The organism is Sorangium sp. So ce887 (assembly GCF_051521455.1).
Taxonomy (GTDB): Bacteria; Myxococcota_A; Polyangia; order Polyangiales; family Polyangiaceae; genus Sorangium.
The window spans coordinates 11,994,690-12,006,553 of the sequence record NZ_CP150354.1 but is presented as its reverse complement, the minus strand read 5'-3'; the positions used below and the strand labels follow the sequence as shown (position 1 = coordinate 12,006,553).

The 11,864-nt window shown below is 71.2% G+C and carries 6 protein-coding genes; 1 reads left to right on the top strand and 5 read right to left on the bottom strand.

The window, feature by feature from the left end; genetic code table 11:
- Window positions 1-420 precede the first annotated feature (420 nt).
- Window positions 421-1,230 carry a sugar phosphate nucleotidyltransferase gene (locus WMF36_RS44950; RefSeq protein ID WP_437582045.1) on the top strand — a complete coding sequence of 270 codons (810 nt, stop codon included), beginning with the start codon at window positions 421-423 and terminating at the stop codon, window positions 1,228-1,230.
- Window positions 1,231-1,234: 4 nt separating this feature from the next.
- On the opposite strand, the gene WMF36_RS44945 is transcribed toward WMF36_RS44950, so the two are convergent.
- From WMF36_RS44945 to aceB, 5 genes are all read right to left on the bottom strand, one after another.
- Window positions 1,235-5,176 (bottom strand): serine/threonine-protein kinase, encoded by a 3,942-nt coding sequence (locus WMF36_RS44945; protein ID WP_437577010.1) that lies wholly within the window; start codon window positions 5,174-5,176, stop codon window positions 1,235-1,237.
- Window positions 5,177-5,187: 11 nt separating this feature from the next.
- Window positions 5,188-6,036, bottom strand: coding sequence for a hypothetical protein (locus WMF36_RS44940; RefSeq protein WP_437577009.1), 849 nt, complete (start codon window positions 6,034-6,036; stop codon window positions 5,188-5,190).
- A gap of 191 nt (window positions 6,037-6,227) precedes the next feature.
- Window positions 6,228-8,582 (bottom strand): glutamine--tRNA ligase/YqeY domain fusion protein, encoded by a 2,355-nt coding sequence (locus WMF36_RS44935; protein WP_437577008.1) that lies wholly within the window; start codon window positions 8,580-8,582, stop codon window positions 6,228-6,230.
- Between the two features lie 230 nt (window positions 8,583-8,812).
- Window positions 8,813-10,111, bottom strand: a complete 1,299-nt coding sequence (aceA, locus tag WMF36_RS44930) for an isocitrate lyase (protein ID WP_437577007.1) — start codon at window positions 10,109-10,111, stop codon at window positions 8,813-8,815.
- Between the two features lie 75 nt (window positions 10,112-10,186).
- On the bottom strand, window positions 10,187-11,809 hold the full coding sequence (gene aceB, locus WMF36_RS44925; RefSeq protein ID WP_437577006.1) for a malate synthase A: 1,623 nt from the start codon (window positions 11,807-11,809) through the stop codon (window positions 10,187-10,189).
- Window positions 11,810-11,864: the final 55 nt, after the last annotated feature.

Sequence of the window (11,864 nt, the reverse complement as noted above, 5' to 3'; positions counted from 1 at the left end):
TCCTTTGATGTCCTGGATGCTCCTTTGCCAGAGCGTCAACCCCGCGGCGATTGCCACTCGCCCGAGCGCGCCAGCAACGCGCGAGTCCGGCGTCGGCTCGACGAGCGAGAGGCTCGACCAGCTTGACATGTCATGAGCTCATCACGGATTGACAGGCTTGCATCGAGCTCGGCTTGACAAAGAGGGTCTCGAGCTCGACTTGATCTCGCGGTTCGCAGTCACGATGTTGGACTCCAATTCACACGAGCGACGTGGCGGGAGCGGTCAGCCATTCATGCGCGGCCACCCCGGAGCGCGTCGCTCATATAAACAATGGACATTATTGATGGAATTGCCACATGCGGGTGTCGCCCGCGCCCTCTGGAGCGGGCCATGGGAAGGCTCGAAGGCGGTGCGCACGTGAGAGGGCGACATGCCACCGTGTGGGGGCTCATCCCGGCGGCCGGCCGGGAGAGCCGGCTTCAGCCGCGCGCCTTCCCGAGAGAGCTGCTCCCGATCGGCAGCCGCGGCGAGCGGGGCGCCGAGCGGGCCCGCGCCGCGAGCGAGCACCTCGTCGATCGCATGCTGCTCGCCGGCGCGACCCGGGTCTGCTTCGTCATCTCGTCAGGCAGGTCGGACCTCCTCGAGTACTACGGGGCCACGTTCGGGCAAGCAAGCCTGTCGTATGTCGTCCAGCCGCGGCCGGCCGGCCTCTGCGACGCGGTCTTCCGCGCGCTCCCGCTCATCGCGCCGAAAGATCTCGTGTACGTCGGCCTACCGGACACGATCTGGTTCCCCGAAGACGGGCTGTCCGCGCTCCACGCTCAGGCGCTCTCGTTCCTCCTCTTCCCGGTCGACCACCCGGAGCGCTTCGACGCCGTCGTCACCGACGGCGAGGGGCGCGTCGTCGAGATCCAGGCGAGGCGCCGCGACGCCACCTCGCGCTGGGTCTGGGGCGCCTTCAAGCTGACCGGCGCCGTGCTCCAGGAGCTCCACGAGCTCTGGTGCGAGCGGAGCCGGCGCGACGAGCACATCGGCCCCCTCGTCAACGAGTACATCGCCCGCGGGGGCGTGGCGCTCGGCGTCCGCGCCGGGCACGCGTACGTCGAGATCGGGACCCTCGACGGCTACCGCGAGGCCCTCCGCCTCCTGAGCTCCCGGACGAGCCCGCAGGCGGCCGGCGACGGCGAGCCGCACGAGCCCTCCGGCGCGCCCGCCCGGCTCCACGCGGCCGGGGGCGAGGCCCCCTGAGGCGTCACCCGGCGAGCGCCAGGGTCCTCGCGTTGTCGGGCACGCACGTCAAGAAGCGCTCACGGAAGCTCGGGTCGCTGATCTTCTCCGCGCGGCTGAGCAGGTGCTCGCGCGCGGCGGCGAGCGCCGCCGCCGCCTCGAGCTCGGCCCCCGCGGCGGCGAGCGCCTCGGCGTAGGCGAGCCGCACCAGCGACTCGCCCTCCTCGAGCGAGCCCGCCGCCTCGAGCTGCGCGAACGCCTCGCGCGCGGCCGGCAGCGCCTCCTCCCGGCGGCCCTGCGCGAGCAGCGCGCGCGAGAGCACCGCGACGGCGGCGGCGCGGAGCGGCGGCGCCACCGTCAGCGCCTCGACCGCGGCGCGCGCCTCGCGCTCGGCGGCCGTGGGATCGCCCGAGAGCAGCAGGATCTTCGCCAGGTACGTCAGCGTCACGCCCTCCATCCGCCGGTCGCCCTGCTGCTGGAACGCCGCGGCCGCGCGCTGCTCGAGGAGCTTCGCCTCGTCGAGCTGCCCGAGGTGGGCGATGACGTAGCCGAGGTTCTGGAGCGCGGCCGTCTCCAGATCGTCGAGGCCCATGCGCTGCGCGGCCGCGAGCGCCGTCCGGAGCGCCGACTCGGCCACCTCGAAATCGCCGAGCTCGCAGTACAGAAAGCCCAGGTTCTCGCGCACCGCGCAGGCGTTCCGGCGGTCGCCGGCCTGCTCGAACGCCGCGACCGCCGCCGTGAGCCCACTCAGCGCCGCCCCGATGTCGCCCTTCGTCTGCGCCCGGATCGCGCGCGCCTGCTGGTAGAGCCCCGCCGCCTGCGGATCGAGCCCCGCGGGCTCGCTCGCGACAGCGTCGAGCATCTGGATCAGCTTGTCGGCCGCCGCGTAGCGGCCGCCGAAGATCAGGTACGTCGCCGCCTCGCACAGGCACATGATCCGGGCGCTCATCGCGCCCGCGGCCTCGGCCGCCCGCGCCACCCACGCCTCGACGCGATCGAAGTGGCCGAGCTTCCCCTCCGCCACGATCACCTGCCCGATGGCGCGGAACCACGCCGTGCTGCCGGTCCGAACGAGGCTCGCCGCCTCGGTGCCGCGCTGCGCGGCGAGCGCCGTCTCCTGCTGCCACAGGCTGATCTCGGCCTCCACCAGCCGCAGCCGCCCGAGCTCCTCGTCGGCCGCCCCGCACTTGACGCCCATCTCGGCGCGCGCGAGCGCGCTCGCCAGATCGTTCGCCTCCAGCGCCTGCTCCGCGGCCCGCCGGTACCACTTCACCGCGCGCTCCGGCTCGCCGCCGAGCCGGAAGTGCTCCGCCATCGCCATCGCGTCGGTGTGCCCGCTGCGCTCGAGCCACTCGCCGGCCAGCTTGTGCCCGAGGGCGCGGTCCGGCTCCGTCAGCATCGCGTACGCGGCCTCGCGCACGATCGCATGCCGGAACACGTAGTCGGTCGGGATGAGCCACCCCGGCGTCGAGGCCGGCGCGATGAGCTCGCGCGCCGCCAGCGCGTCGAGCCACGTCTCGGTCTCCCTCACGCGCGTGGCGCCGCCGAGCAGCGCCGCCACCGCGAGCTTCGAGAAGCGATCGCCGAAGATGCTCGCCGCCCGCAGCACCCGCTTCGCCTCGTGCCCCTCGGCGTCGAGCCGCGCCTCGACCGTGCCCAGCACCGAGTCGGGCAGCACGTCCCCCTTGCCGTCCGCGACCGCGCGGATGAGCTCCTCCAGGTAGAACGGATTGCCGTCGGCCCGCTCCACGACCCGCGCCACGATCTCGGCGGACGTGTCCTCGCCGAGCGCGCTCCGCACCATCCGCTCGCTCGCCTTGGCCGGCAGCGGCCCGAGCTTGATCGTCTGCACCTCGCGGTCGGTCCACAGGCCGGGGAACTGCTTGCTGACCTCGGGTCGGGCCAGCGCGAGCAGCATGAGCGGCAGGTCCCGGTGGTTCCGGAGCGTCTGGTCGATGAGGCGCACCGTCGCCGGGTCGCCCCACTGCAGGTCCTCGAGCACGAGCAGCACCGGCTGCGCCGCGCACTCGGCGGCGAGCCAGTCCTCCCACGCCGCGCGCGTCGCGTCGGCCATCAGCATCGCGTTCTCGCGCGCCGCGCGCAGCCCGCTCGTCTCCGCGTCGGGGAACGGCGTCCGCGTGAGCTCGCCCAGGAAGGCCGCGACCCGGTTCAGCGCGTCGCCTCTCAGGTGGCGCGCCAGCCGGCGCTTCAGCTTGCGCCGCCGGGACTCCACCGGCTCGCCCTCGCGCATCCCCGCCGTCCGGCGGATCGCGTCCGCGATGAGGCCGAACGGCGACCCCGCGGCCACCGACTCGGCCCGGCCGGAGAGGATCTCCAGCCCCGCGAGCTGGCGCCGCACCCGGGTGAGAAACTCCAGGCGAAGCCGCGACTTGCCGGCCCCGGCCGCGCCGAGCACGAGCACCGCGCTCGCCAGCGACTCGCTCACGCACCCGGAGAACACGCCCTCCAGCATCGACAGCTCGCGGATGCGGCCGACCCACAGGCTCGGCTTGCCGAGGAGGACGGGGGTGCTCTCGTCGGCCGCCGTCTCGCTCGCGAGGAACGGCCCCTTCTCGTCCGAGTCCACCTTGAGCCGGCCGCCGACGACGCTGGCGGTCACGTCGTCGAGCCGGACGACCCCGCCCTGCGCCGCCCGCAGGGCGCGCACCCCCCGGTCGATCACGTCGCCCTCGATGAGCTTCGCCGACGACACCCCGCGCCCCGTCGCGACCGCGAGCGGGATGCCCGGGAACCGCGCGCGCAGGGCGAGCGCGCACCGCGCCGCCCGCTCGGCCCGGTCCACGGCGCTCCCGGCGCCGGCGAGGATCGCGATGAGCGACCCGCGCGAGATCTCGGTGATGTGGGCGCCGTAGGGCTCCACCGCCGCCCGCACCTCCGAGCGCGGCACCGCGGAGCCCGGGCCCTCGTTCGAGAGCTCCTGCAGCACGCTCGAGACATCCGAGGCGCTCGGGACGCCGCCGGCCGCCGCCACGCTCATCTCGACGTCGTCCGGCTCGCCGGCGAGCACGAGGGACACGAGCCGCTGCTCGCTGCGCGTGAGGAAGCCCGGGGGCCGCGCCGAGCGCATGGTCGAGTCGCGCTGGGACGCCAGCGTGGTGGGCCGCGGCGTCGCCCAGGCGTCCAGCGCCTCCGCGATCTGCGCGAGCTGCACCCCGACGTCGCCGCAGTCGCGCGGCCGCTCCTCGGGGTTCTTCGCCATCATCCGGTCGACGAGGAGCTCCAGCGGCTCCGGCACGTCCGCGCGGACGTCGCGCAGCCGGGGCGTCTGCTGGAACAGGAGCTTGGCGAGCGCCGCCATGACGTGCGCCCCCTCGAAGGCCGGGCGGCCCGCGACGCACTCGTAGAACACGCACGCGAGCGAGAACACGTCCGCGCGCGCGTCGAGGGGGCTGCCGCTCTCGATCTGCTCGGGCGAGATGTACCCCGGCGTCCCGAGGATCCCGCCCGTGTAGGTGAGCCGCCGCGACTCCCCGTCGGGCCGCGCGATCCCGAAGTCGACGAGCTTGAGCTGGCCGACGTCGCCGGCGACGAGGAAGATGTTGCTCGGCTTGACGTCGCGGTGGATGATCCCGCGCGAGTGCGCGAAGGCGAGCGCGTCCGCCGTCCTGCGCAGCACCCCGAGGCTCTCGGCGAGCGAGAGCTTCCGGCGCGCGAGGCACGCCGCGAGGTCCTCGCCCTCCAGCCACTCCATGGCGAGGTAGTGGTCCCCGGCGCCCGTCCGGCCGTGGGTGACGTACCGCACGATCCCCGGGTGGTTCAGCTCGGCCAGGATCTGCGACTCGCGCTCGAAGCGCTCGACGTCGAAGGCCTCGCGGCTGTGCAGGAGCTTGAGGGCGACAGGGCGGCCGTCGAGGCGGTCGTGGGCGCGGTAGACCGTCCCCATCCCCCCGGCCGCAGCCTGCTGCTCGACAACGAAGCGGCTCGCGAGGACGGCGCCGGACTCCACGCTGCGCGATGCTACTCGAGGAAGACGCTCACCGAAGCCTTGTACCGGTCGGTGCCGCGCGGAAAGATGCCGGTGCCGCACGGGAGCGTGAGGACGGGCTCCCGGTCGCGGCAGTCCGTGAAGCTGCCGTCGCGCCGCGGCCCATCGCACACGTCTTCACATTCGCCCACAACCTCGACCACGCAGCCGTCGAGCGAGGGCCCGCAGACGCGCGGGATCGACCTCTTCCCGGGCGCGAGGCACGCGAAGCGGCGCTGGGTGTCCAGGAAGACGTTGCCGTAGTAGGTCGCCTCCGGCGCGTCGTACCTGTCGCGCTCCTTCCTCGAGGAGGAGAGCGCGTCGTCCTTCCCGCGGAGCGAGATCGTGACGTGCTCGCCCCAGTAGTTCACGCGCGAGAGCAGGCAGGCCGAGACCCACTCCTGGCACTTTTCGTCACACGAGCCGTTCCTCTTGCCCCACTCGGACGCGAGCCCGAGCTCCCCGGCGAAGGTGTACGACTTGCGGCCGACGTCGACTTCGATGCTCTCGTCCTCGGGGAGAGCGCAGCTCACAATGAAGCTGAGGAGCTCCCTCGCCTCGGGGTCACGGAGCGCCTCGCTCGTGAGCGAATTGCCCATCAGCGCGTTGCGGGTCAGCGCGTTGCGGGTCAACGCGTTGCGGGTCAACGCGTTGCGGGTCAGCGCGTTGCGGGTCAGCGCGTTACGGGTCAGCGCGTTGTAGACCACGATCTCCTGCTGCACCTCCGCTACCGCCTCATCCTCGCCATCGAGCCCATCGAGCTCGGCCGACGCGATACAAGCAGCCTGCGAGGACGATACCGCCACGCAGACGATGAGAGCGAACTGGCGTGCAGATTCCATAGTCCTAATCTCATCTACATCACTCCAGCTCTCAAATTCAATTTTTTTATGGACATTTTGCGGGATATCTTTCTCCACACTGCCATGACAGGCATCACGTAGTCAGGTGTTGGGCGCGGGGCAACGCAGAGCGCAGCACTCCCGCGCACCCCGAGCAGGGGGGGAAGCGAAGCGGCGTGTGGGTGGGAGATTTACGCCAGTTTCCTGGTCAGCAGCGTATTGACCAGGTCGGGGTTCGCTTTGCCGCCGGAGGCCTTCAGGACCTGGCCGACGAAGAACCCGATCAGCTTCGTATTCCCGGCGCGAAAGCGGGAAACCTCGCCGGGGTGCCCGGCGATGATCTGGTCGACGATGCGCTCCAGGGCGCCTTCGTCGGCCACCTGCCGGAGCCCTCTGCGTTCCACAATGGCCCGCGGGCTACCGCCCTGCTGCATTATCTCAGCGAGGACGTCTTTCGCGATCTTTCCGGAAATCGTCCCGTCATCAATCAGCGCCAGGAGCTCGCCGAGCTGCGCACCTGAGAAGGGCAGGTCGCCTGTCTTCCTGTCCTTCAGCTCGCGCGAGAGCGAGTGGATGACCCAGTTGGCGGCGCTCCTCGGGTTGTCGTGGACCGCCACGGCCTCCTCGAACAGCCGGAGGAGGCCGTCGTCCTCGGCCAGGACGAGGGCGTCGTCGCCGGGTATCCCGCGCGCCTCGACGAGGCGTCTGGCCCTCTCGGCGCGCGCCGGGTCGAGCCGCGCGAGCCGCTCCTCGAAGGTCGCGCGCTCGGCTTTCGGCCTCGGCGGCGGCGCCTTCGCGGCCGCGCCCTCGGGCGCCGCGGCCGGAGCGGGCTTCTCGCCGGCCAGCTTCGACCACGAGTCCTTGAGCGCCACCGTGCGGTTGAAGACCGGCGCGCCGGGCGCGGAGTCGACCGGATCCACGAAGAAGAACCCCTGGCGCTCGAACTGGACATGGCTGCCCCGCTCGACGGTGGACAGGCTCGGTTCCACCCGGCATCCGGTCAGGGAAGCCAGCGAACCCTGGTTCAAGTTCTCCAGGAAGTCCTTTCCCTCCTCGACCGCGTCCGGCCGCTCGACCGCGAAGAGCCGGTCGTAGAGCCGGACCTCGACGGGGATCGCGTGGGCGGCCGAGACCCAGTGCAGCGTCCCCTTCGGCTTGCGGCCGTCGGGCGCCTCACCGCCCTTCGTGGGGTGATCGTAGGTGCACCGGAGCTCGACCACCTCTCCTGTGGTCGGATCTTTCACCACCTCGCGGCAGGTGATGAAGCCGGCGTAGCGGAGTCGCACCTGCTGCCCTGGCGCGAGCCGGAACCACTTCTTGGGCGGGTCCTCGAGGAAGTCGTCGCGCTCGATGAAGAGCACCCGGGAGAGGGGGACCTTGCGAGAGCCCTGCTTCGGCACGTCCTCGGGCCAGTAGGGCGCGTCGATCTCCTCCACCTGCCCCTCGGGGTAGTTCTCGAGGACGACGCGGAGCGGGCGCAGCACCGCCATGACGCGCGGGGCGCGGAGGTTCAGGTCGTCGCGGACGCACGACTCGAACTTCGCGATGTCCACCATGCTGTTCGTCTTGGCGACGCCGATCTCCTCGCAGAAGGAGCGGATGGCCTCGGGCGTCACGCCGCGGCGCCGGAGGCCGGCGATGGTGGGCATGCGCGGGTCGTCCCAGCCCTTCACATGGCCGCCCTTCACGAGCCCGAGCAGCTTGCGCTTGCTCATCACCGTGTAGTTCAGGTTGAGCCGCGCGAACTCGTACTGCCGGGGGCGGGACGGGACGTCGAGGTTCTCGATGAACCAGTCGTAGAGCTCCCGGTTGTTCTCGAACTCCAGCGTGCAGATCGAGTGGGTGATCCCCTCGATCGCGTCGGAGAGGCTGTGAGCGAAGTCGTACAGCGGGTAGACGCACCAGGCGTCGCCCGTCCGGTAGTGGCGCGCGCGCTTGATGCGGTAGATCGGCGGATCGCGCATCTTCATGTTGGGAGCGGTCATGTCGATCCTGGCCCGGAGCACGTGCGCGCCCTCCGGGAACTCCCCTGCTCTCATCCGGGCGAAGAGCTCAAGGTTCTCCTCGACGGACCTGTTCCTGTAGGGGCTGTCTCGCCCGGGCTCGGTGACGGTGCCGCGCATCTCGCGGGTCTCCGCCTCGCTCAGGCTGCACACGTACGCCTTGCCCTTCCGGATGAGCTCCACCGCGAACGCGTACAGCCGCTCGAAATAGTCCGACGCGAAGAAGAGCTTGTCGCCCCAGTCGCCGCCTAGCCAGCGCACGTCGCGCTGGATGGCCTCGACATACTCCAGGTCCTCGGCCGCAGGGTTCGTGTCGTCGAACCGCATGTGGCACACGCCCCCGAAGTCGGCCGCCAGCCCGAAATTGAGCAGGATCGACTTCGCATGTCCGATGTGCAGATATCCGTTCGGCTCGGGCGGGAACCGGGTCACGACCCGCGTGTGCCTGCCTGCGGCGAGGTCTTCGGCGATGATGTTGCGGATGAAATTGGACGCGGCGCCGCCGCTGTCAGCGTCGCTCGGTCTGGGGCTCTGCGTTGTCACAGCTGTTTTCACCTCGGCTCGGGCGACGCGGCCGGGCGCAGCCGGGTATCGCGGCCCGAGCGGAGCCTACTCGAACGGCCCCCCCTGGACCACCGTCGAGAGGGCGCCGCGCGGCCCGCTCCCTCGCCGCGCGCGGCGCTCCCCTCGGGGCGGGCGCGGCCGGCGCAGCGCGGGCAGGCCGGGAACGGCGTGGGCGGCGCGCAGACGTGCGCGACGGCCCGCGCGGGCGCTCAGAACTGGGCGGCCTCGGTGGACTCGTGCAGGGCCAGGGTGGACGCCGCGCCGCCCGAGATCACCTGGGCGACCTCGTCGAAGTAGCCCGTCCCGACCTCGCGCTGGTGGCGCGTGGCGCTGTAGCCGAACTGCTCGCCGGCGAACTCGGCCTGCTGGAGCTCGGAGTACGCTGACATCCCGCGGCGCTGGTACTGCCTGGCGAGCTCGAACATGCTGTGATTGAGCGCGTGGAACCCGGCGAGGGTGACGAACTGGAACTTGTACCCCATCGCGCCGAGCTCGCGCTGGAAGCGCGCGATGGTCGCATCGTCGAGGTGCTTCTTCCAGTTGAACGAGGGAGAACAGTTGTAGGCGAGCGGCTTGCCCGGGAACTGCTTGTGGACCCCCTCCGCGAAGCGCCGCGCCTGGTCGAGGTCCGGCGTCGAGGTCTCGCACCAGACGAGGTCGGCGTAGGGCGCGTACGCGAGCCCGCGCGCGATGGCCGCCTCGAGGCCGCCCTTCAGCACGTAGAAGCCCTCCGGCGTGCGCTCGCCGCTGATGAACGGCTTGTCGCGCGGGTCGACGTCCGAGGTGATGAGCTTGGCGCTATCGGCGTCGGTGCGGGCGACGAGGACGGTCGGCACGCCCATGACGTCGCTGGCGAGGCGGGCCGCGATGAGGGTGCGGATGAACTGGCTGGTCGGGACGAGGACCTTGCCGCCCATGTGCCCGCACTTCTTCTCGGAGGCGAGCTGGTCCTCGAAGTGCACGCCCGCGGCGCCCGCCTCGATCATGGACTTCATGAGCTCGAAGGCGTTCAGCGGCCCTCCGAAGCCGGCCTCGGCGTCGGCCATGATGGGGGCGAGCCAGTAGCGCCCCGCCTTGCCCTCGGCGTTCTCGATCTGGTCCGCGCGGAGGAGCGCCTGGTTGATGCGGCGCACGAGCGTCGGGACGCTGTTCGCCGGATACAGGCTCTGGTCGGGGTACATGGTCCCGGCCTCGTTGTTGTCCGCCGCCACCTGCCACCCGCTCAGGTAGATGGCCTTGAGCCCGGCCCGGACCTGCTGCATCGCCTGGTTGCCGGTGAGGGCGCCGAGCGCCGCCACGTAGGGCTCGCTGTGCATCAGGTTCCAGAGCCGCTTGGCCCCGAGGGCGGCGAGCGTGTGCTCGATACGGACGGTGCCGCGGAGGCGCGCGACGTCGGCCTCGGAGTACGGGCGCACGATGCCGCTCCATCGGCCGGGGGCGACGTCGCTCGGCGTCGCGTGCAGGGAATCGGCGGAGATCGACGTGTTGAGCGGGAAGGCAGCGGACATGACTGGGCTCCTAGTGCGTTGGGGTTGCGGGCGGCAGCTGCCGCTGTGTCGACGTCAAAACAAGCTGGCTGCGCGTCACGAGCTCTGCGCTCCGGCGCGCGAGATCAGGAGCTCGTAAGCAGGCAGCGTGAGGAACTCCTCGAACGTCTCTCCGACCGACAGCCGCTCGAAGAGCCGGCGCGCGTCGGCGAAGCGGCCGCCGTCGAAGCGCGCCTCGCCGAGCGCGCCGCGCAGGGCGGCCATCTCGCCGTCGACGACCGCGCGGAAGCGCTCCTCGGTGAGCGGCGCGCCGTCGTCCAGCGTCGCCCTGTGGCGGATCCACTGCCAGACCTGGGTGCGCGAGATCTCGGCGGTGGCCGCGTCCTCCATCAGGTTGTAGAGCGGGACGCAGCCGAGGCCGCTGATCCACGCCTCGAGGTACTGGACGCCGACGCGGATGTTGTGGCGCAGGCCGGCCTCGGTGCGCGCGCCGGGCGGGACGCGCAGGAGGTCGGCCGCCGTCACGCGGACGTCCTCGCGCTTCCGCTCGATCTGGTTCGCGGCGGGCATGTGCGCGTCGAACACCTCGCGCGCGAGCGGCACGAGCGCCGGGTGCGCCACCCAGGTGCCGTCGTGCCCGTCCTTCACCTCGCGCAGCTTGTCGGCGCGCACCTTCTCGAGCGCAGCGCGGTTCGCCTCGGGATCGTTCTTGATCGGGATCTGCGCCGCCATGCCGCCCATCGCGTGCACGCCGCGGCGGTGGCAGGTCTTCACGAGCAGCTGGGTGTACGAGCGCAGGAAGTGCTGCTCCATCGTCACCTGCGAGCGGTCCGGCATCACGCAGGCCGGGTCGTTCCGGAGCTTCTTGATGAAGCTGAAGATGTAGTCCCAGCGACCACAGTTGAGCCCGGCCGAGTGCTGGCGGAGCTCATAGAGGATCTCGTCCATCTCGAACGCCGCGGGGAGCGTCTCGATGAGGACGGTCGCCTTGATCGTGCCGGTGGGCAGGCCGAGCGCATCCTGCGCGAACAGGAACACATCGTTCCAGAGCCGCGCCTCCAGGTGACTCTCCATCTTCGGCAGGTAGAAGTAAGGTCCGGTACCGCGGCGAACGAGCTCACGGGCGTTGTGAAAGAAGAAGAGCCCGAAATCGAAGAGCCCGCCCGGCAGCGGCTTTCCGTCGAGCTCGACGTGCTTCTCCCAGAGGTGCCAGCCGCGCGGGCGCACGAGCAGGGTCGCGGGCCTCTCGCCGAGGGCGTAGCGCTTGCCCGTGGCCGGGTCCTCGTGGCGGAGCTCGCGCCGCGCCGCGAGCCGCAGCGCCGCCTGCCCCTCGATGAGGTTCTTCCACGTCGGCGAGGTGGCGTCCTCGAAGTCCGCCATGAACACGTTCGCGCCGGAGTTCAAGGCATTGATGATCATCTTGGGATCGACGGGGCCGGTGATCTCCACGCGCCGGTCGAGCAGGTCCTCGGGCAGGGGCGCCACCGTCCAGTCCGCCTCGCGCACGTCGCGCGTCTCGCGGAGGAAATCGAACCGCTCGCCCGCGTCGAGCCGCGCCTGCACCCCGCGCCGCCGCTCGAGCAGGGCCGGTACCCGGTCAGCGAACTTACGTCCAAGACCCGCGAGGAAGCGAAGGGCCTCTGGCGTGAGGACAGACGCGTCGCCCGCAACACGGGGGGCGAGCAAGCTCAGGTTCGAGGTCGCATGATTCTGGCTCATCCACATCTCCTGCAACGCTGCGCGTCGTTACAACGAACCTATGTTTGTCGAATGG

Bases quoted from the DNA above. Each gene is read 5' to 3' on its own strand.
- WMF36_RS44940 (WP_437577009.1), bottom strand. From the start codon at position 6,036: ATGGAATCTGCACGCCAGTTCGCTCTCATCGTCTGCGTGGCGGTATCG.
- aceA (WP_437577007.1), bottom strand. From the start codon at position 10,111: ATGTCCGCTGCCTTCCCGCTCAACACGTCGATCTCCGCCGATTCCCTG.
- aceB (WP_437577006.1), bottom strand. From the start codon at position 11,809: ATGAGCCAGAATCATGCGACCTCGAACCTGAGCTTGCTCGCCCCCCGT.